Origin of the sequence: Bradyrhizobium sp. CCBAU 25338, from assembly GCF_028128965.1 — a bacterium.
In the GTDB taxonomy this organism is placed as follows: Bacteria; Pseudomonadota; Alphaproteobacteria; order Rhizobiales; family Xanthobacteraceae; genus Bradyrhizobium; species Bradyrhizobium liaoningense.
In genome coordinates, this window is record NZ_LFKY01000035.1 from 102,667 (window position 1) to 123,145 (window position 20,479).

Here is a 20,479-nt window from a genome sequence, read left to right on the forward strand (position 1 = left end):
GGAATCTCGAGATTCCGGACCCGGTCCTTCGGACAGTCCCGGAATGACGGTCATTAAATCACACCGTCTTCTCCAGCCACCGGCAGAGATCGTTGATCAGGCACACCTCGCAGCGCGGCTTGCGTGCGAGGCAAGTATAGCGGCCGTGCAGGATCAACCAATGATGGGCATGCAGCATGAACTCTGCCGGGATGACCTTTTCGAGACCGAGCTCGACCTCGAGAGGCGTCTTGCCGGGCGCAAGTCCGGTGCGGTTGCCGACGCGGAAGACATGCGTGTCGACCGCCATGGTGTGCTCGCCGAAGGCCATGTTGAGCACGACGTTCGCGGTCTTGCGTCCGGCGCCGGGCAGCGATTCGATCCCGGCACGCGTGCGCGGAACTTGGCCGCCGAATTCGCTCAGCAGCTTCGCCGACAGCGCGATCACGTTCTTCGCCTTGGTGCGGTAGAGGCCGATGGTCTTGATGTACTCGCGCAGGCGCTCCTCGCCGAGCTCGAGCATCTTCTGCGGGGTGTCGGCGACCTCGAACAAGGCGCGCGTCGCCTTGTTGACGCCGGCGTCGGTCGCTTGCGCCGACAGCACAACGGCAACCAGCAGCGTGAACGGATTGACGTGCTCGAGCTCGCCCTTCGGCTCCGGATTGGCCTTGCGGAAGCGGCTGAAGACCTCGTGGACCTCAGCCGGCGTCCAGGGTCTTGCGGCTCTGAGCGATTTCTGCGCGGGCGCTTTCGGTTTGGTCGCGACCGGTTTTGCCTTTTTCTTCGGCACCGCCGCTTTACGTGGGGCCGGCTTGCGGGTGATTTTCGCCATGATCGGGATATACTGATGGACGATGAGCACAGGCAACGAAATTGAGTGCGCGCGATCTGAGAGCGAGGACGAGCCTCAGATCTTCTCCGCGCTGCTGACGCCGCACCGCTCGCTGAACCGCACAGGCTTTCTCGCCGTGATGCTGTTCCTGAGCGTCGTCAGCTTCGTCACCGGCCTCGCCTTCCTGATGATGGGCGCTTGGCCGGTGTTCGGCTTTTTCGGTCTCGACGTGCTGGTGATCTGGTGGGCCTTCAAGGTCAATTTCCGCGCGGCGCGGGCCAGCGAGGAGATCGTGGTGACGCCGTCGGAACTACGCGTGCGGCGCGTCAGCCATCGTGGCCAGGTTGCCGAATGGACCTTCAATCCGCTCTGGGTCCGGCTCGACCAGGAGATCGACGAGGAATACGGCATCGAGCACCTCTATCTGATCTCGCGCGGCCGCCGGCTGCTCATCGCCGGTTTTCTCGGACCAGAAGAAAAGACAAGCTTTTACAATGCCTTGGTCGGAGCCCTGAACGCCGCGCGGCGTGGCCCGACCTATAATCCGGTGACCTGAGTACAGTCGGAAATCGGGTGGTTTCGAGCCAGCCCTTCTCCTACATTTCCGGTCATGATGACCCTCGCGATACATGACCAGCTCCTGACCAAGCCGGGCACCCAGAACGCCGCGCTGCGCGACTATGATTCGGTGCGCCGGGCGATCGCCTTCATCTCGGCGAACTGGCGCGCGCAGCCGACCATCGAGGCGATGGCGGATGCCGCCGGCGTCACGCCGGACGAGCTGCACCATCTGTTCCGCCGCTGGGCCTCGATCACACCGAAGGCCTTCATGCAGGCGCTCACCCTCGACCACGCCAAGAACCTGCTCAGGGATTCCGCCAGCATCCTTGACGCGGCGCTCGACTCCGGCCTGTCGGGCCCGGGGCGGTTGCACGATCTCTTCGTCACCCACGAAGCGATGTCGCCGGGCGAATGGAAGAACGGCGGTGCCGGCCTCACCCTGCGCTACGGCTTCCATCCCTCGCCGTTCGGCACCGCGATCGTGATCGCCACCGATCGCGGCCTGACCGGCCTCGCCTTCGCCGATCACGGCGAGGAGAAGGTGGCGCTCGCCGACATGACGCGGCGCTGGCCGAAGGCCAGCTATGTGGAAGATCACGAAGGCACCGCGCCGTTCGCAGCGCGCATCTTCGACCCGAAACTGTGGCGGCCGGATCAGCCACTGCGCGTGGTCCTGATCGGCACCGATTTCGAGGTGCGGGTGTGGGAGACGCTGCTGAAGATTCCGATGGGACGCGCGGTGTCCTATTCCGACATCGCCTGCAACATCAACAGCCCGAAGGCCTCCCGCGCCGTTGGCGCCGCGGTCGGCAAGAACCCGGTCTCCTTCGTCGTGCCCTGCCACCGCGCGCTCGGCAAGGGCGGCACGCTCACCGGCTATCATTGGGGCATCACCCGCAAGCAGGCGATGCTGGGCTGGGAAGCGGGGCAGCTGGGACTGCAGTGAGGATCACCGTCATTCCGGGGCAGTGCGTCAGCACTGAACCCGGAATCTCGAGATTCTCAGGCGCGCAATTGCGCACCATAGTTCGCCCTTCGGGCGCCCCGGAATGACAACGTCTATCAGCCCGCCAGATCCAGCTTCGAGGCCACCGTCGAATCCGCGTTGAGGCGGTAGATGATCGGCACGCCGGTGGCGAGCTCGCGCTTCAGGATGCCCTCCGGCGAGAGCTTCTCCAGCACCATGATCAGCGCGCGCAGCGAGTTACCGTGGGCGGCAACCAGGGTGCGCTTGCCGTTGAGCACGGCGGGCAGAATCTCCTGCACGTAATAGGGCAGCGCGCGCGCGAGCGTGTCCTTCAGGCTTTCGCCGCCCGGCGGCGGCACGTCGTAGGAACGGCGCCAGATCAGCACCTGGTCCTCGCCCCATTTCTTGCGCGCATCGTCCTTGTTGAGACCGGAGAGATCGCCGTAATCGCGCTCGTTCAACGCGAGGTTCTTCGAGGTCGGCAGACCGGTCTGGCCGAGCTCGGCGAGGATGAGATCCAGCGTGTGCTGCGCGCGCGTCAGGACCGAGGTGAAGGCGACGTCGAACACGAGACCCTGTGCCTTCAGCTTGCGGCCGGCCTCCTTGGCTTCGTTCACACCGAGCTCGGTGAGATCGGGGTCCTTCCAGCCCGTGAACAGGTTCTTCAGATTCCATTCGCTCTGGCCGTGGCGCACGAGCACGAGAAGACGTTCGCTCATTGACTGCTTTCCGTTAGGTTCGCTCAGATGTCGGAGAGGCCGAGCACGTCGGCCATGGAGTAGTGCCCCGGCTGCTTGCCGTGCGCCCACAGCGCCGCCTTCAGCGCGCCATGGGCGAACAGCATGCGGTCCTCTGCCTGATGCGACAGCGTCAGGCGCTCGAACGGGCCGAGGAAGCTGACGCTGTGATCGCCGGCCACGGTGCCGCCGCGCAAGGAGGCGAAACCGATATTACCCGGCCGGCGCGCGCCGGTGATGCCGTCGCGCCCGCGCTCGGAATGTTCATCGAGGGTGACGCCGCGGCCGCTGGCTGCGGCCTGGCCCAGCATCAGCGCCGTGCCCGAGGGCGCGTCGACCTTCATGCGATGATGGGTTTCGACGATCTCGATGTCGAAGCTCTGGTCGAGCGCCTTGGCGACGCGCTTGACCACGGCGGCGAGCAGATTGACGCCGAGGCTCATATTGCCCGACTGCACCACGACGGCGCGATTGGTGACGCTCTTGATCACCGCGTTGTCGGAGCCGGACAGTCCGGTCGTGCCGATGACGTGGACGATGCCGCGCTCGGCGGCGATCGCGACATTGGCGATGGTCGCCGCGGGGACGGTGAAGTCGAGGATGCCGTCGGCATCCTTGGACATTGCCCAGAGATCGGCGGAGAGCTTGATGCCGTTGGCCGGCAAGCCTGCAAGCACGCCGGCATCCTTGCCGAGCAACTCCGAGCCCGGCGCCTCCAGCGCGCCCGCCAGCACCGCGCCCTTGCTCTCGGCAATCGCCCGCGTCAGCGCCCGGCCCATCCGGCCTCCGGCTCCTGCAACAATCAAGCGCATGTCGGACATGGTGTGATCCTCTCCATGGCCCTAATACCGGTCGCGGGCGGTTTGAGCAACCGATGGAACTGGCGGGATGCGCGGACGAGGAGTTTTAGCGACGGGCGGCCAATTGCGGTCTCTCCGCAGACCAAAGGAAAACATCAGATCAACGCGATTGAACCGGGAGTTCCCAGAGTTCTCTCAAGACGACCTGGCCGGCCTGCTCAACGGTATATTCCGCCTTGTAGGTGCCCGGATCCCAGCCATTGGCGGGGCGCTTACGACCCGTGAATAGAAAAGCTTGCGCTTTATTGTGCTCGACGGGCGCTGCGTGGTTCTCGGCAATCACCTTGCCGGACGGACTGCTGACGACGAGTCGCTGAAGGTCGCCTGATTTCAAACCGATGATACGGACAAAAGCGACAATTGCCGCCGATGTCGCAGATGGCAATTCCGCATCCATTCTTCCATCCTCGATGAATTCCATCGTCACCGGGGCACTCGCAAAACCCGTGTTCAGAACGGCCCTTTCTTGATAGCGGAGCCGCGCCTGTAGTGCGGGATCCCAGAGCATCTCTCCTCCACCGCACGACTCCGGGCTCGAGCCGTAAGCGAAAGGATCTATGATCGAACCGTTGTGCCGGACCGTGAAGTGGAGGTGAGGATATTCGGTCAAACCCGATAGACCTACTCGGCCGAGCGGCTGCCCTCGTGTGACGGAATCGCCGGGCTTCACCCGAAGACTGCCCGTTGCCAGATGACAATATTGCGTCTCCCAATGGTCTTCGTGTTCGATCAAAGCGCCATTGCCACATTCGACATCACGAACAGCCTCGCGCGCGGATTTGTGAAACGCACCGTCCGGCAGATTTTCCCGAGTTCGAACAACGCGTCCGCTTGCGGAGGCGAGAACGTCAACGCCAATCCGTTGGGCCTGCAGCGAGGGGAGCCGAAAGTCAGTTCCGTTGTGCCCATCGTATGTCAGCGTGCCACACTTGTAGTCCCTTGCTGCCGGAGATGAGTCCCGATCCGTATAATTCTGAATGTAGCACGTCCTGCCGGGCTCGCAGGCGATCGGCATCCCCAGTTGGATGCGTTCGGCAAGGGCATTTCCAGGGACTGCGAGCACAAGGACCACAATCACAGGCGAAAGAAGGAATGGGGTTGTTGCGAGCGGACGGGTTGGTGTCATCATGTTCGCTTCGAACATCGATCTTGAAGTCGTCGATCAGGCCTCTCCAAATATTGCACCTATCCGCTCAACCGAGAGGCGGACGCAAGGTGGCGGACCGACTTCTCGCGCAGGCCCGAGCCGAACGGCGATTGCGTGAGATGATGAAGCACAAAGAACTCGGATTGCCGGTTGATTCCCAATTTGAGCATTATACGCTTGGTGTAGGTTCTCACCGTTGCCTCGGTTAGTCGGAGGTCAGCACCGATCTTTCGCGGGCACTTGCCTTGAAGGATCCGAGTGACGATCCGCTCTTCCGCGAAATTCAAGCCGAAGGCCGCCGCAATACGGTGCGCTCCCGACACCTCATCGAACTGCGGCACGATGACAAGCGCTTTTCCGGGATCACAGGGCGGCGGCGCAGCTCCGATTCTGGCGAAGGCAAACCGCTCGCGCTCGGTTGAAAGAGGCACGGTTGTATCCAGCCACTCCCGATCGGTGCGCGAACTCAATGATTCGCGAATCGCCTCCTTCAAGGCGGCCGTCACCGAACTGTTATGCCCGGCCAACTTGTCTCCATTCGCCTTGAGGAGTTCGCCCGTGGCCATCAGCGCTTGCGCGCTGCCGTTGATTTCGTGAACGCGAAGATCTTCGTCGACGATGAGCGCAGGAAATGCCAAGACTCCGAGCCAGGTCGCCGCATCTTCCTGGCGCTGCTGCAATCGCACCAGATCATGGGCGGTCTCCCAGATCGCACGCACCGCGCGCACGAGGCATGGAACCTCAGCCCGCGTAAGTCCCGATTGACGCCATCCCGCGACAAAGACGACGGTTACGCCCTCGCAAGCGGCGAACCTTCCTATCACGGAATGACCTTTCATATCCGGCTCGGGCCCGATCAGCTTTCGCACGAAAGTGGTGCGCATATGGACCGGTTCGAGCAGCGTGCAACCTATACTGGCACCCTTGAGAGCAAGTCGCGCCACCATGGCCGTGCACGAAGGATCGATGGTTGCCTGCCCGATCCGCGCCTGTAGCAGTTGTTGGCCGGAAGCTCGACGCATTGCCGCCGCAATATAGCAGCTGCGGCATTCAAGGAGCTCCGCAATCCCCCTACCAAAATACTCCATCGCCATGTGGCCGACGCTCAGGTCGACAGGTTTCGCAAATCGTTCTACCAGACCCTCGGCATCGATCGCCGAGCGTGCGCTCTCCTTGGGGTAGAAACCGACTCCATTCTGCCAGTGGGGCAGTACCTTGCCATTCTCGTGCAAGCGCTCCTCCCGCAATAACGATGCCGCCGGCTTTTGCACCAGCAGCCTAACTCTCCCTGAAAGCGCGGTTGATCCGCAGCACCATAGGCTGCAGTAGATACTCCGCAAAGGTTCTTTCTCCCGTCTCGACGAACACCTCGACGGGCATTCCAGGCAATAATGACGAAAGATAATATGCCGTCTGCGTAGTGGTGTTTAGCTCGAGTTCCGCCATGTAGGAGGCGACGCCCGTCTTCGGGTCATTCAGCGCATCCGCGGCAACTGCAACGAGTTTCGCATCCAGCATCGGTATTCGGCGGATGTTCAATGCGAGGACGCGCACGCGCGCCGTCTGACCAACGTAAACCTCTTGCCTATCCGTCGGCTTCAGCGTTGCCTCAATCACAAGCCGATCTTGAAGCGGTACGATTTCCAGAAGAGTTTCCCTGGGCGCAAGCACGGCACTGAGATCCCTGCTGTTGAGGCCGACGACCTTTCCACTTTCAGGTGCACGCAGTTCGGATCGAGCAAGCTGATCGCGCAACGCGGCAATTCGATGTCGAAGACCGCCAATCTCTTCGCTGGTGGCGTGCAGCTGCTTTGCGATGTCCCGCTTCTGATTTAGCTCCAACTGTCGACGCCTATCGTCCAATTCGGCGATCTTTGTTCGGGCCTGCGAGATTGATGCTGCATTGCGGGCGATCTGCCCTTCCGTCTCAGCCTGGCTGCGCTGCAGAGCCAGCAAACGCGGCTTCCGCGCGAGCCCCTTGGCGAGCAAGGAACTCGTATCCGCGATTTCTTCTTTCAGAAGGGCAAGTTGCTGCTCTGCCCCATTCGTGTCGCCCTCCAGGCCGCGAATGATATCCTCCGATTGCAGCATCTGCTGATCAATCTGTTTTCGCTCACCGTCGATCGCCGTCAACCGTGCCGCAAACTCGGCTCGCTGGGTTAGAACGGCGATGCCTGCGGCCGGAGCAGAGCTCGTTCGCAGTTCATCCGGAAATCGTATTGTCTTCTCGCCGGCCTGTTCGGCGGCCAATCGCGCTTCCATCGCAAGGTCCGCAAACAATTTTGTCTCGAGCGAACCGAGCATCGCCTCGATCTGCGTGGTATCGAGCCGCGCAATAACTTGGCCAGCCTGAACACGATCGTTCTCTCTGACCAGGATCGACTTTATGATACCTCCCTCGAGGTGCTGCACGGCCTTGCGCTTTGAATGCACCTTGATGAAGCCGGACGCCACGACAGCGCTGCGGAGCGGAATGGTGGTCGCCCAGACGCCGATGCAGCAGAACTGCAGAATGAGCAACACACACCCCCACGCCACGATGCGTCGCATGTCGGAGCGTGGCTCGCTGAATGTTGCCCAGCGATCGCCGGTCACCACATGACGGGAAATGACGACGTTGCGACCATGACCCTGCGACGTCATCGACCTGCTCCTCCGGTCCTAAGCACGCGGGATTGTCCTTCGCGATGGACGTCGGTCGACTTCGCTATCGGCGTGACCTCAGATATGCGGAGGGGCAGAACCTTGTTGGGCGGACCAAACGCGAGCTGCGTGCCATCTCTAAGCAGCAATACGGCATCTGCAATCGTCAGTAGGCGAGGCCTGTGCGTCACGATGACCAGCGTCGCGCCGCGCGCTTTGACTTGCAAAGCCGCGGAGCAGAGCGCTTCCTCGCCGTCCGGGTCGAGGTTGGCATTTGGTTCGTCCAGCAGCATCAACTTGCGGTCGCCGAAAAACGCTCGCGCAAGGCCGATCCGCTGACGCTGACCACCCGAGAGCCTGCTGCCGTCACGCCCGATCTCGGTCTGATAGCCAGATTGCATGGACAGGATCATGTCGTGCGCTTGCGCGAGCATCGCTGCCGCGGTTATGTCTTCGTCGCGCGCGTTTTCGTCGAATCCGGCGATCGCCTCTGCGACCGTACCGCCAACAAGCTGCACGTCCTGGGGAAGATATCCGACGAACTTGCCGAGCTGTTCCGCATCCCAATTATGGAGAGCGGCATGATCCAGTCGGATCGTTCCGCTACTCGGCTGATCCAGGGCCGCCATCAGGCGCAGCAGGGTCGATTTCCCAGCTCCCGTTGGACCTATGACAACTACGATTTGTGAGGGGCGGCACTCGAAGTTTATACCTGCGAGAATGGGGCGTTTGGCTCCAGGTGGCCGGTAAGCCACGCGATCGATGACCACCCTGCCGGACGGCATCGGAAGCAAGGTCTTTCTCTTTCGCGCCAACACCGGCGCAGCGGCGGCCTGGACCTGTGTCCAAGCCTCCTGCGCGGATGCGAGCGCGCGCCAGGCCGAGATCAGGCCTTCCATGGGTTGGAGCGTGCGCGCCACCAGCAATGAACTCGCAATCAGGCTTCCCGACAGCACCTCATTTTGAAGAACCAGCCAGGCGCCCGCTCCGATCGCGGCAATCTGCAGGATCGTTCTGATCATGCGCGCGGCAGCGCCAATCGCATAGACACGTTCACTGGCTCGAACAACGGGCGACATTGCTTGATCGTTGAGCCGCATGAATTCGCGAACCGCGCCGAGAGTCCACCCCATCGCGCGCACGAGGCTGGCATGCCGGACGATCCCGTCCAGGGCAGCCTGCGTCCGCAGGGCGGCTCCCGACGCGTCGGCAGTTTCGGTGCGCGCGATCCGGCGACTGACGATGCCCATCACCAGCAGAATTGCCGTCCCGACCAGAGCAATGGCGCCATACCAAGCGTGGAGGAAGAAGAGAATGAGAATGAAGGCAGGGAGAAAAGGCGCATCGATGAGCGTGGTAATGGTGCCGCTTGACAGGAAGGTCCTCAACTCACGGACCTTGACGAGATCGTGCGTCCTCCCATCGCCGCGACTCGCCGCGTCCACGATGGTGCCTTCGAGAACAACTGGAGCGACAGACCGCTCGAAGCCAACGGCGAACCGACTGAGGAGCCGGCTACGCAAGATATCGAAAGCCGCGCTAAAGACGAGGGCCGCTGCAGCGATGATCGTAAGACCGACAAGCGTTTCAACGCTGCCGCTGCTGATCACCCGGTCGAACACCTCGATCGAATAGAAGGGAACGACCAGAAGCAGCAGGTTCACCGAGATGCTGAAGGCCACGACCCACACGATTGCTGACCGCCCCGGAATCAATCCGAGCAGCGATCTCTTCCCAGTCGCTGGACTCTCGGGCGGACGCAAATACATGACCGGCAGGCAATGTTACCGACTGACTGGTACAGATTGCAGAAATGCAACGGCGGGGCGGACCGATAGCCGCCCCGCCGAACTGGCCTCACACGACTTCGATGACCGTGGCTCCCGCAGCCACATTGATGTCGTCGATCGTCGTGAATGGCGTTGCGCCTCCCGTGACGCCGTCGAGCTGAATCGTTCCGAAGCCAAAGTCGAGCACGGTATTGGTGCCATCGTCGTCGACGACGATCGAGTTCGGATCGAATCCCGGCGCAGCATCGACTTGTATCAGGTCACCACCGGTGAGACTGAAATCCGTTATTTGGTCATCACCGAAGCTGGTGCCGGTGTCGTCACCGAAATTATAGGTGTCGGCGCCCGCACCACCCGTCAGCACGTCGTCTCCCGCACCCCCGTCGAGGACGTCGTTGCCGTTACCGCCATTGAGCTCGTCATCGCCTGCGCCGCCGGCGAGCGTATCGTTGCCATTTCCGCCCGCGAGCGCGTCGGCTCCGTCTCCGCCGTCCAGCGTATCGTTGTTGTCGCCGCCGGCAAGCGTATCGTCGCCCGCATCGCCGTTCAGCGTATCATTGCCCGTGCCGCCGCTGAGCTCGTCCGCGCCGTCACCACCATTCATGGTGTCATCTCCGGCGCCGCCCGACATGGTGTCGTCTCCAGCGTCGCCGAACATCGTGTCGGTACCGGCGCCGCCATCCATAAGGTCGGCTCCGGCGTTTCCATTCATGGTATCATTGCCAGCGTCGCCGTTCAGCGTGTCATTGCCGGCGCCTCCATTCAAGACGTCGTCGTCGGCGCCGCCGTTCAGCGTGTCGTTTCCGAGACCGCCGTTCAGCGTGTCATTGCCCTCGTCGCCGTTGACGACATCGTCGCCGATACCTCCGTTCAACGTGTCGTCTCCGAGACCGCCGCTCAGCGTGTCACTGCCGGCATCGCCATTCAGCGTATCATTGCCTGCGTCTCCCGAAAGGGTGTCGGCTCCGGCGCCGCCGTGGATGGCATCATCGCCATCTCCGCCGAGTATGGAGTCGGCGCCCGCGTCACCAAAGAGCTGATCGTTACCCAGGCCGCCATCAATCGTGTCATTGCCTGCGTTGCCGTGGATCGTGTCGAGGCCAGCATTGCCCGAAAGATTGTCATCTCCGGCACCGCCGCTGATGGTATCGTCACCATCGCCGCCGGCGATCGTATCCACACCAGCATTGCCATTCAGAGTGTCGTCGCCAGCGCCGCCATCGATGTTGTCGTCACCCGCGCCTCCGTTCGCGACGTCGTTGCCGTCTAGCCCGGTGATCGTATCGTTGCCAGCCAGCCCGTTGATCTCGTCGTCAGCTGCCGTTCCAGGAAGGATATCGTCGCCTGCCGTTCCATTGATGAGTGCCATGATTTCCGCTCCTTGATTCAAGGTTTTCGTGATGCGGGTAGGCTTGCCTCAGATGAGGGACGTGGTGCTTCGCTTGGTGACCTCACATCGTCCCTGTTGTACAGTTCGAGAAAAGCAACCTTGAATGAAAATTAGGCAGCGTCGCAATCCCCATTTGGGGACAAAAGAATCCTTGCGAAGATGCTAAGTGATTGGCGCGACGGGCGCAGGTGGAGCGGCGAATCTCCCAGGCAAAGTCCTGGAACCGCTCGGCGACATCCGGCGGGGATTTGCCCCGCCGCCGATCTCGCCACAATTTGGCGAGCCAGCGGCTCAGGCGAGGGCACTCGCTGATCAGCTGCCTACACTCACAAGTAGTAGACGACCGCGCGTTCGTTTTTACGACGGCTGCGGGCCGTCATAGCCTTCGATGATGATGAGATCGGCAACCGAGTGCGGCTGGCGCACCTTGATGTTGGCCTGGTACTCCGGCGAGTTGTAGCAGGCGAGCGCGGTCTCGTAGTCCGGGAATTCAATCACGACGTTGCGGGTGCGGCTGGCGCCTTCGACGGTGGTGAACTTGCCGGCGCGGACGACGAAGCGGCCGCCCCATTTCTTGAAGATCGGACCGTTGGCGACGGCGTAGGGCTTGTAGCCCTCGTCGTTGCTCACGTCGACACGCCCGATCCAGTAGCCCTTTGCCATTGTTCTCTCCCTTGTTGATTAGCTGAGCGCTTGCACGATCTCGGCCTGGATTGCATCGGCCGCCGCCTTGGGATCGGACGCCTCGAGTATCGGCCGTCCGACGACGAGATAGTCGGCGCCCGCCGCGATCGCACGACCCGGCGTCATGACGCGCTTCTGGTCGCCGGTCGGTGCGCCCGCCGGACGGATGCCAGGCGTGACGAGGCTCATCTGATGACCGACGATCTTGCGCAAGGCACCCACCTCTTCCGGCGAGCAGACGAGTCCATCGATGCCGAGCACCTGTGCCTGCTGTGCGCGCGCTTCGACCAGCTCGGAGACGCCGAGCCGATATCCGGCCGCGTGCAGGTCGTCGTCATTGTATGAGGTCAGCACCGTGACCGCGAGAATCTTCAAGCTCGATCCGCCACGCCCGTCGACCGCCGCCTTCATGGTCTGCGGATAGGCGTGGACGGTGAGGAAGGTCGCCCCCAGCCTGGCGACACTCTCGACACCGCGCATCACGGTGTTGCCGATGTCGTGCATCTTGAGATCGGCAAACACTTTCTTGCCCCTGTCGGCGAGCTTGCCGATCAGCGGCAGGCCGCCGGCATAGGCGAGCTGATAGCCGATCTTGTAGAACGTGACGCTGTCGCCGAGCCTTGCGACCATCGCCTCGGCAGCCTCCGGGCTCGACACATCGAGCGGGACGATCAGGCGGTCCTTGGGGGCGATCTCGGCTGGCGTCATGTCACCTCACATCATGCGTTGGGAAACGTCGATCAACTGCGCTACCAGCTCCTTCAACGCGGCGATATCGCCCTCATTCTTCAGCCTGTCCATATCGTCATAGGCCTGGTCGGCAAAGGCGAGCGTGAGCTGGCTGGCAATCACATTGGCGTGGCACGAGGAGAGGATCAGCCGTAAGGCCTGGAGCGCGCGGGCGGCACCAAGCCGGCTCTGCGAGGCGCCGGCGAGCGCGAAGACGCGGTTGCGGAACACCTCGCCGCGCGCCTCGTGCAGCTCGTGCACGCGGCTGACCCAGTCGATCGCGTTCTTGAGAAGCGGCGGCACCGAGGCGTTGTATTCGGGCGAGACGATGAGGACGCCGTGATGGGCGCCGATCATGCGCTTGAGATTGATGGCGTGCTTGGGCACGCCGGATTTGGCCTGGAGATCGCCGTCGTAGATCGGCAGCGGAAAATCGGCCAGCGAGATGCGGGTGACGTCGACGCCAGCCTGAGCGAATTCATACGCGGCGACCGCTGCCAGCTTCGCATTGTGCGAGCCGGTGCGCAGCGAGCCGGGAATGATCAGGATCTTGGGCGCGGACATCGAGCGGCGAACTCCGTTCCACCTCTCCCGCCTGCGGGGGAGGTCGGCGCGCGAAGCGCGGCGGGAGGGGGCTTTCTCCAATCGGAGAGTATCTCCATCACGGAGACAACCCCCACCCCAACCCTCCCCCGCAAGCGGGAGAGGGAGCGCGCCACCATTGTGGCGACAGACTAGTCCTTGCGATACACCCAGACGCGGGCCGGCGGAAGGTTCATCCAGATCCGTTCCGAGGCCTCTGTGGACACGCCGTGCAGCGATTTCGGGATCGGCGGCACCACCGCATAGGTGAACTGGATGAAGGGCGCGCCGGGCGCGAGCGCGGCGAAGGCGTCGCGAATGAGCCGCAGCCGTGTCAGCATCGGTTTCGTGACGAGCGGCAGGCCCGAGACGACCGCGCTAGCCGGCGCGCTCAAGACATTCCAGAGCGTGTCGCGGAGGCGATAGGCATCGCCCTGCACCACCTTGGCTTGTGGGTAGCGGTCGCGCAGCAGCGCGCAGAAGCCGGGATTGTATTCGACGAGGACGAGACGCTTCTGGTCGACACCGCGCTCGATCAGCGCGGAGGTGATGGCGCCGGTGCCGGGTCCGAGCTCGACCACCGGTGCGTCCGAATCGACATCGACGTAATGAGCCATGGTCCGCGCCAGCAGCTTGCCTGACGGCATGACCGCGCCCATGTGCAGTGGCTTTTCGATCCACGACCTGAGAAAGCGCACCTCGTCATCGAGTCGAGGCTTCTTCAACGCACGCGCGGACGATGGCAATGGCATGTTGGGACCGGACGGGACCGCGGGACCGCGGCGTGTCAGAAAATGGTCATAAAGACGTATAGGCCGAAGGCGGTACGGTCAAGACGAGTCAACTCGCCCGATTACCGAAGAAATCCTTGACCTTGGCGAAGAAACCCTCGGATTCCGGCTGGGTGTTGCCGGAGGAGAGCTTGTCGAACTCGGCCAGCAATTCCTGCTGCTTCTTGGTGAGATTCTGCGGGGTCTCGACCACGACCTGAACATACATGTCGCCCATCTGTCGCGAGCGCAGCACCGGCATACCCTTTGATGCAATGCGGAATCGGCGGCCCGACTGGGTTCCGGCGGGCACCTTCACCTTGGTCTTGGCCTTCTCGATCGTCGGCACCTCGAATTCGCCGCCGAGCGCGGCCGTCACCATCGAGATCGGCACGCGGCAATGCAGATCGGCGCCGTCGCGTTGGAAGAACTGGTGCTGGGCCAGCGACAGGAAGATGTAGAGGTCGCCGGGCGGGCCGCCGCGAACCCCGGCCTCGCCCTCGCCGGCGAGCCTGATCCGTGTGCCGTCCTCGACGCCTTGCGGAATGTTGACCGATAGCGTGCGCTCGCGGGTGACCCGGCCCTGTCCCGCGCAGGACGGGCAGGCGTCCTCGATCATCTGGCCGCGCCCCTGGCAGCCGGGACAGGTCCGCTCCAGCGTGAAGAAGCCCTGCGACTGCCGCACGCGGCCGGCGCCGCCGCAGGTCGAGCAGGTTTTCGGCTTGGTGCCGGCCTTGGCACCGATGCCCGAGCAGGCCTCGCAGGTGACCGAGACCGGGATCTCGATCTGTGCGGTCTTGCCGCCGAAAGCTTCCTCGAGGGTGATTTCCATGTTGTAGCGCAGGTCGGCGCCGCGCTCGCGGCCGCCGCGGCCGCGCTGTCCGGCCATGCCGAACAGGTCTTCAAAAATGTCCGAGAAGGAGGAGGCGAAGCCCGCACCGAAGCCGGCGCCGCCGCCAAAGCCGCCGCCCTGCTCGAAGGCGGCGTGGCCGTAACGGTCATAGGCGGCGCGCTTGTCCTTGTCCTTCAGGACCTCGTACGCCTCGTTGATTTCCTTGAACTTGACTTCGCTGGTCTCATCCCCGGGATTGCGGTCGGGGTGGAATTTCATCGCCAGCTTGCGGAATGACGATTTCAGCCTGGATTCGTCGGCATCACGTTCGACTTCGAGGGTCTCGTAATAGCAGCGCTTGGTGGACGTGGACATGCTGAGCTCGGTCTATCCAATCGCGATTCAAGTTGGGGCGAAACAACGTTGCCACGCAACGATATAGGCGCCCTTCGACCTTGCGGCAGAGGGCAGCAGGGCAGCGCTGAGAATAACGGCTGGGAATTGATCGATCATTGTGGGCGCCTTGCCCGCCCGCCCCGACACGACGGCCTCCCCCGCGAAGGAGGAGGCCGGCACTGCGTGTGGGGTCCAAGCCGTCCGCATCATCACCCTCTCGGGGTTCAGGCGGACTTCTTGTTGTTCTTGTCGTCGTCGACTTCGGTGAACTCCGCATCGACGACGTCGTCCTTGGCCGCATCCTTCTTGGCGTCGGCCTCGGCCTGCTGCTTGTACATGGCCTCGCCGAGCTTCATCGAAGCCTGCGCCAGCGTCTGCGTCTTGGCCTTGATCGCCTCGGCATCGTCGCCCTTCAGCGCTTCCTTGAGGTCGCTGACGGCATCCTCGATGGCGCGGCGCTCGCTCTCGGCGACCTTCGAACCGTGCTCGGCCAGCGCCTTCTCGGTCGAATGCACCAGGCCGTCGGCCTCGTTCTTGGCGGTCACGGCCTCGCGGCGCTTCTTGTCCGCCTCGGCATTGGCCTCGGCGTCCTTGACCATCTTCTCGATGTCGGCTTCCGACAGACCACCCGAGGCCTGGATGCGGATCTGCTGCTCCTTGCCCGTGGCCTTGTCCTTGGCCGAGACGTTGACGATGCCGTTCGCGTCGATGTCGAAGGTCACCTCGATCTGCGGCATGCCGCGCGGAGCCGGCGGGATGCCCATCAGGTCGAACTGGCCGAGCATCTTGTTGTCGGCCGCCATTTCACGCTCGCCCTGGAAGACCCGGATGGTGACGGCATTCTGATTGTCTTCAGCCGTCGAGAACACCTGGCTCTTCTTGGTCGGGATCGTGGTGTTGCGGTCGATGATGCGGGTGAACACGCCGCCCAGCGTCTCGATGCCCAGCGACAGCGGGGTCACGTCGAGCAGCAGCACGTCCTTGACGTCGCCCTGGAGCACGCCGGCCTGGATCGCGGCGCCGATCGCCACGACTTCGTCCGGGTTGACGCCCTTGTGCGGCTCCTTGCCGAACAGCTGCTTCACGACTTCCTGGACCTTCGGCATGCGCGACATGCCGCCGACCAGCACGACCTCGCCGATCTCACCGGCGGTAACGCCGGCATCCTTCAGCGCCTTGCGGCAGGGCTCGACCGTCTTCTGGATGAGGTCGTCGACCAGCGCCTCGAACTTGGCGCGGGTGAGCTTCATCGTCAGATGCTTCGGGCCGGTCTGGTCCGCGGTGATGAACGGCAGGTTGATCTCGGTCTGCGTCGTCGAGGACAGCTCGATCTTGGCCTTCTCAGCGGCTTCCTTCAGGCGCTGCAACGCGAGCTTGTCGTTGCGCAGGTTGATGCCCTGCTCCTTCTGGAACTCGTCGGCCAGATAGCCCACGAGGCGCATGTCGAAGTCTTCGCCGCCGAGGAAGGTGTCGCCGTTGGTCGACTTCACCTCGAACACGCCGTCGCCGATTTCGAGAATGGAGATATCGAAGGTGCCGCCGCCGAGGTCGTACACGGCGATGGTGCCGGCCTTGGTCTTGTCGAGGCCATAGGCGAGCGCGGCCGCGGTCGGCTCGTTGATGATGCGCAGCACTTCGAGGCCCGCGATCTTGCCGGCGTCCTTGGTCGCCTGGCGCTGGGCGTCGTTGAAGTAGGCGGGAACGGTGATGACGGCCTGATCGACCTTCTGACCGAGATGGGCTTCCGCGGTCTCCTTCATCTTCTGCAAGATGAACGCCGAGACCTGCGAGGGCGAGTAGGTCTGGCCGTCGGCCTCGACCCAGGCGTCGCCGTTGGAGGCTTTCACGATCTTGTACGGGACAAGCTTCTTGTCCTTCTCGACCATCGGGTCGTCGTAGCGGCGGCCGATGAGGCGCTTCACTGCGAAGAAGGTGCGCTCGGGATTGGTGACGGCCTGGCGCTTGGCCGGCTGGCCGACGAGGCGCTCGCCGTCATCCGTCACGGCGACGATCGAAGGCGTCGTGCGCATGCCTTCGGAATTCTCGATGACTTTCGCGTTCTTGCCATCCATCACGGCGACGCACGAATTCGTGGTGCCGAGGTCGATCCCAATGACCTTTCCCATGGTCCTGATACCCTTCTTTTTGCGGCAGGTTGGCTGGGCCCAGAAGGCACCCGAACCGAAACCCCCTAAGATCAAACATCCGCGATATTGCGATGATTGAGGCTCATATAGGAGGGGGGGAGGGGCCCGCAAGGACCGAAGCTACGTTTCTGCCGCGAAAACATCGGGTTTTGAAAGATGATGTCCGGGCTCCGCCGCCCTTGCGGGTGAGGAATTATTAACAGGTTCGGGCCTCGGCAAGCCCCCGCTGGCCGCGACAGGCCCGGCCCTGTTGCGGCAAGGCCAAACCCGCTAAAAGGCGAACCGGCCGGACAGCCGGCGTAGCTGCTTCGCGCGACAAAGCGGCCCGGCGGCCGACCATCGAACGGCCTCAATGTGAACCAATCAGAGTGCCCATGAAGCTGATCCGCCCCCTCGCCGCGCTGGCCCTCCTCGCCGCCTCCGCGTTTCCGGCCCTCGCCGCCGACGCCGTTTTCCCACCTGGCTTGCGCCTCGGCATGGTGCCGTTGATCGGCCTCAGCACGGCCAAGACCTTTCCGGGCTTCGAGAGCGAGGATGGCAGCGTCAAGGTGCTGGTCACCGAACTGCCGCCGGCGGCCTATGGCGAGGTCGTTAGCGCCTTCAATTCCAATCCCGCCGGGACCAATGGCGTCACGCAAGACAAGATCGAGAGCCCCGCAGGCCTCGCCTATTTCACCACCGAAAGCGGCAAGGCCGGCGATACCCCGGTGAAGCGCTATTCGATGATCGTGCCCGGCGCCGGCTTCTCCGGCTATGTCGCGGTGCAGATCCCGGAGAATGCGACCAAGATCTACACGGATGAAGCGGTGCGGCAGATGTTTGCGAGCGCCGTCACCCGCAGGCAGGTCTCGGCTGAAGAGCAGATCGCGCTGATGCCGTTCAAGATCACCGATCTCGCCAACTTCAAGGACATCCGAACGCTCGCGCCGGGCAGCAGCATCATCCTCGCCGACGGCGATGAGAGCACGGGTTACGAGTCGAAGCCGTTCATGATTCTCGGCGTGATCGGCGCCACCCCGCAAGCCGCCGACGACCGCGCCCGCTTCGCCCAGGAGGCGGCGCTCCAGATTCCCGGCGTGCGCGAGTCGCGCATCACCATGTCCGAGCCGATTCGCATCAACGGCCAGCAGGGTTTCGAGACCCGGATCGATGGCGTCAGCGGCAAGGACAAGATCCCTGTGACCGTGGTGCAGTGGATCCGCTTCTCAACTGGCGGCGCATCATTGCGCATCATCGCCAGCGCCCCACGCGACCAGTGGCTGCCCGCCTTCACCCGCTTCCGCGCCGTCCGCGACGGCATCCAGCCGAAGGGATAGCTTGCATCCGCAAGCGAGATGCGCTCCCTCCTTCGCTCGAGGAGCGCGCTTGTTCGCGCGCGCCTCGAAGGATGAAGGCCGAGCCGCAACTGCCGGGGCCTACATGGTTCGAGACGGCGCTTGGCGCCTCCTCACCATGAGGATCGATCAGTTCGGCGCGCCGTTCGATTCATTGTTGTTGGCGGCGGGGGCTGCCTTCGCACCGCCCTTGGCGACACCGACCAGCGCCGGGCGCAGCACGCGCTCGCCGATGGTGTAGCCGGCCTGCACGACCTGCACCACGGTGCCCGACGGCACCGACGCATCGGGCACTTCGAACATCGCCTGCTGGAAGTTCGGGTCGAACTTCTGGCCCTGCGGATCGAATTTCTTCACGCCGTGCTTTTCCAGCGCGTTGAGCAGCGAGCGCTCGGTGAGCTCGACGCCCTCGATCAGCGAGGTCAGGCCGGGATCGGCCGCGGCACGCGCTTCGGCCGGAACGGCATCGAGCGCGCGCTGAAGATTGTCGGCGATGTCGAGCACGTCGCGGGCAAAGCCGGTGATACCGTAGAGACGGGCGTCGGCGACCTCCTTGGTGGTGCGCTTGCGCAGATTCTCCATCTCGGCCAGCGTCCGCAGCATGCGGTCGCGCGCCTCGGCGGCTTCCTTCTGCACCGTCTCGACCGAGCCGGGCTCGGGATCGTCGGGCATGATGTAGGGCTTTGACACCACGGGCTCGCCGGTCGCTGCAGCCGTGTCTTCGGGTTGCCGGTCTCGATCGGTCATCGGCTCTAATCTCGAACTCGTTTCCAGGGATTGTTGGCCCGGATATCGTGCCTAAGCTTGCGAAAATCAAGCGCCCGTGATCGGCGGAAACGCCGGTCAGCCCCCCAGAAGGCGGCTGACGATGCGGGCGGCGTAGTCCACCGTCGTGATCACGCGGGCATAATTCAGCCGCGTCGGCCCGATCACCCCGAGAACGCCGACGATGTGGCCGGCGGCATCCCGATAGGGCGAGATGATGGTGGAGGACCCCGACAGGGAGAACAGCTTGTTCTCGCTGCCGATGAAGATGCGCACGCCCTCGGCGGTCTCGGCGCGGCCGAGCAGGTCGATCACGCCGCGCTTGGTCTCGAGATCGTCGAACAACAGGCGAACGCGTTCCAGATCCTCCAGCGCATGCAGATCTTCAAGCAGATTGGCATGGCCGCGGACGATCAGCTGGCGATCCTCGTTTTCGCCGCCGGACCAGCTGGCGATGCCGGCCGAGATCACCTTCTGCGTCAGCTGATCGAGCTCGGCACGGGCCTCTCCAAGTGCCGTCTCGAGCTCGAGCCGCGCCTCGGCCAGCGTGCGGCCGCGAATCCGCGCATTGAGGAAATTGCCGGCTTCGGTGAGCGCAGAGGAGGGAACCCCGGGCGGCAGCGCCAGCACGCGGTTTTCCACCTGGCCGTCCTCGCCGACGAGGATGACCAACGCTTTCTCCGGTTCCAGGCGGACGAATTCGATGTGCTTCAGCCGCGCATTGGATTTTGGCGTCAACACCACGGCGGCAGCCCGGGTCAGGCCGGAGAGCCGCATCAAGGCCTGGTCCAGCGCCGCCTCGACCGACTGCGCCTCGCCGACCGAGGAGAGCTGGCTCTGGATCGACTGCCGCTCGGCCTCATTGAGGTCGCCGACCTGCATCAGGGCATCGACGAAGAAGCGCAGGCCGAGTTCCGTCGGCAACCGGCCGGCCGAGGTGTGCGGGGCATAGATCAGGCCGAGCTGTTCCAGATCGGACATGACGTTACGGACCGACGCCGGCGACAGCGGCATGGCGATCAGGCGGGAAATGTTGCGCGAGCCGACAGGCTCGCCGGTCGCGAGATAGCTTTCGACAATTTGACGAAAAATATCGCGGGAACGCTCGTTGAGCTGGGCGAGGCCTGCGCGCGGCGCGATCAGATGGATCGGATCGTGATGGGCCACAGACGGTAACTCCTCTCAGATACTCGTAATTTGTCTATCCCAGACCCTTCTGACAAGCGTGGCGTTTGCGGCCGCGAAATCAGGGGGTGAAAAAGCCTTGCCGCCCATCCCCGCCGCACCTACAAGCACCGCGAGCAGCCTTTTCCCGTGAGTTTTGGAGGATTTCC

At 63.3% G+C, this 20,479-nt stretch carries 19 protein-coding genes; 3 read left to right on the forward strand and 16 right to left on the reverse strand.

The genetic code is table 11. The features are described from left to right. Nucleotides 1–58 precede the first annotated feature (58 nt). Nucleotides 59–811, reverse strand: coding sequence for an endonuclease III (gene nth, locus ACM42_RS15690; protein ID WP_271528768.1), 753 nt, complete (start codon nucleotides 809–811; stop codon nucleotides 59–61). A 22-nt stretch (nucleotides 812–833) separates the two neighbouring features. Between nth and ACM42_RS15695 the strand changes: the two genes are divergently transcribed. Beyond that, on the forward strand, nucleotides 834–1,367 hold the full coding sequence (locus ACM42_RS15695) for a DUF2244 domain-containing protein (RefSeq protein WP_271528769.1): 534 nt from the start codon (nucleotides 834–836) through the stop codon (nucleotides 1,365–1,367). 54 nt (nucleotides 1,368–1,421) lie between these two features. Further along, on the forward strand, nucleotides 1,422–2,318 hold the full coding sequence (locus tag ACM42_RS15700; protein WP_271528770.1) for a bifunctional helix-turn-helix domain-containing protein/methylated-DNA--[protein]-cysteine S-methyltransferase: 897 nt from the start codon (nucleotides 1,422–1,424) through the stop codon (nucleotides 2,316–2,318). 116 nt (nucleotides 2,319–2,434) lie between these two features. Here the strand turns inward: ACM42_RS15700 and ACM42_RS15705 are convergent, their stop codons facing one another. The 13 genes from ACM42_RS15705 to dnaK all read right to left on the reverse strand — a co-directional run bounded on the left by ACM42_RS15705 (nucleotide 2,435) and on the right by dnaK (nucleotide 17,025). Next, nucleotides 2,435–3,058, reverse strand: a complete 624-nt coding sequence (locus ACM42_RS15705; protein ID WP_061023579.1) for a 2,3-bisphosphoglycerate-dependent phosphoglycerate mutase — start codon at nucleotides 3,056–3,058, stop codon at nucleotides 2,435–2,437. A 23-nt stretch (nucleotides 3,059–3,081) separates the two neighbouring features. Next, on the reverse strand, nucleotides 3,082–3,897 hold the full coding sequence (gene dapB, locus ACM42_RS15710; protein ID WP_271528771.1) for a 4-hydroxy-tetrahydrodipicolinate reductase: 816 nt from the start codon (nucleotides 3,895–3,897) through the stop codon (nucleotides 3,082–3,084). 139 nt (nucleotides 3,898–4,036) lie between these two features. Next, on the reverse strand, nucleotides 4,037–5,080 hold the full coding sequence (locus ACM42_RS15715) for a M23 family metallopeptidase (protein WP_271528772.1): 1,044 nt from the start codon (nucleotides 5,078–5,080) through the stop codon (nucleotides 4,037–4,039). Between the two features lie 41 nt (nucleotides 5,081–5,121). After that, complete coding sequence (locus ACM42_RS15720; RefSeq protein WP_271528773.1) at nucleotides 5,122–6,315, reverse strand: helix-turn-helix transcriptional regulator; 1,194 nt, start codon at nucleotides 6,313–6,315, stop codon at nucleotides 5,122–5,124. Between the two features lie 46 nt (nucleotides 6,316–6,361). Then, complete coding sequence (locus ACM42_RS15725; protein WP_271528774.1) at nucleotides 6,362–7,726, reverse strand: HlyD family type I secretion periplasmic adaptor subunit; 1,365 nt, start codon at nucleotides 7,724–7,726, stop codon at nucleotides 6,362–6,364. Next, the gene (locus ACM42_RS15730; protein WP_370117086.1) at nucleotides 7,723–9,408 is read right to left on the reverse strand and encodes a type I secretion system permease/ATPase; all 1,686 of its coding nucleotides are present in this window, start codon (nucleotides 9,406–9,408) and stop codon (nucleotides 7,723–7,725) included. The genes ACM42_RS15725 and ACM42_RS15730 overlap by 4 nt, the downstream gene beginning before the upstream one ends. 175 nt (nucleotides 9,409–9,583) lie before the next feature. Beyond that, nucleotides 9,584–10,885, reverse strand: a complete 1,302-nt coding sequence (locus ACM42_RS15735) for a calcium-binding protein (protein WP_271528776.1) — start codon at nucleotides 10,883–10,885, stop codon at nucleotides 9,584–9,586. A gap of 378 nt (nucleotides 10,886–11,263) precedes the next feature. Next, nucleotides 11,264–11,569, reverse strand: a complete 306-nt coding sequence (locus ACM42_RS15740) for a DUF1330 domain-containing protein (protein ID WP_271528777.1) — start codon at nucleotides 11,567–11,569, stop codon at nucleotides 11,264–11,266. Between the two features lie 18 nt (nucleotides 11,570–11,587). Beyond that, nucleotides 11,588–12,298, reverse strand: a complete 711-nt coding sequence (gene pyrF / locus ACM42_RS15745) for an orotidine-5'-phosphate decarboxylase (protein WP_271528778.1) — start codon at nucleotides 12,296–12,298, stop codon at nucleotides 11,588–11,590. A gap of 6 nt (nucleotides 12,299–12,304) precedes the next feature. Continuing rightward, the gene (locus ACM42_RS15750) at nucleotides 12,305–12,883 is read right to left on the reverse strand and encodes an NADPH-dependent FMN reductase (RefSeq protein ID WP_271528779.1); all 579 of its coding nucleotides are present in this window, start codon (nucleotides 12,881–12,883) and stop codon (nucleotides 12,305–12,307) included. A 170-nt stretch (nucleotides 12,884–13,053) separates the two neighbouring features. Further along, nucleotides 13,054–13,653 (reverse strand): class I SAM-dependent methyltransferase, encoded by a 600-nt coding sequence (locus ACM42_RS15755; RefSeq protein WP_271528780.1) that lies wholly within the window; start codon nucleotides 13,651–13,653, stop codon nucleotides 13,054–13,056. A gap of 88 nt (nucleotides 13,654–13,741) precedes the next feature. Next, nucleotides 13,742–14,878 (reverse strand): molecular chaperone DnaJ, encoded by a 1,137-nt coding sequence (gene dnaJ / locus ACM42_RS15760; RefSeq protein WP_271528781.1) that lies wholly within the window; start codon nucleotides 14,876–14,878, stop codon nucleotides 13,742–13,744. Nucleotides 14,879–15,123: 245 nt separating this feature from the next. Continuing rightward, a complete protein-coding gene (gene dnaK, locus ACM42_RS15765) occupies nucleotides 15,124–17,025 on the reverse strand; it encodes a molecular chaperone DnaK (RefSeq protein ID WP_025033017.1) in 1,902 nt (633 codons plus the stop codon). 395 nt (nucleotides 17,026–17,420) lie between these two features. Here dnaK and ACM42_RS15770 point away from each other — a divergent pair, with 395 nt between their 5' ends. Continuing rightward, a complete protein-coding gene (locus ACM42_RS15770; RefSeq protein WP_271528782.1) occupies nucleotides 17,421–18,362 on the forward strand; it encodes a hypothetical protein in 942 nt (313 codons plus the stop codon). Nucleotides 18,363–18,509: 147 nt separating this feature from the next. Here ACM42_RS15770 and grpE read toward each other — a convergent pair whose 3' ends face one another. Then, nucleotides 18,510–19,127, reverse strand: coding sequence for a nucleotide exchange factor GrpE (grpE, locus tag ACM42_RS15775; RefSeq protein ID WP_271528783.1), 618 nt, complete (start codon nucleotides 19,125–19,127; stop codon nucleotides 18,510–18,512). 96 nt (nucleotides 19,128–19,223) lie between these two features. Next, the gene (gene hrcA, locus ACM42_RS15780; protein ID WP_271528784.1) at nucleotides 19,224–20,312 is read right to left on the reverse strand and encodes a heat-inducible transcriptional repressor HrcA; all 1,089 of its coding nucleotides are present in this window, start codon (nucleotides 20,310–20,312) and stop codon (nucleotides 19,224–19,226) included. Nucleotides 20,313–20,479 lie beyond the last annotated feature (167 nt).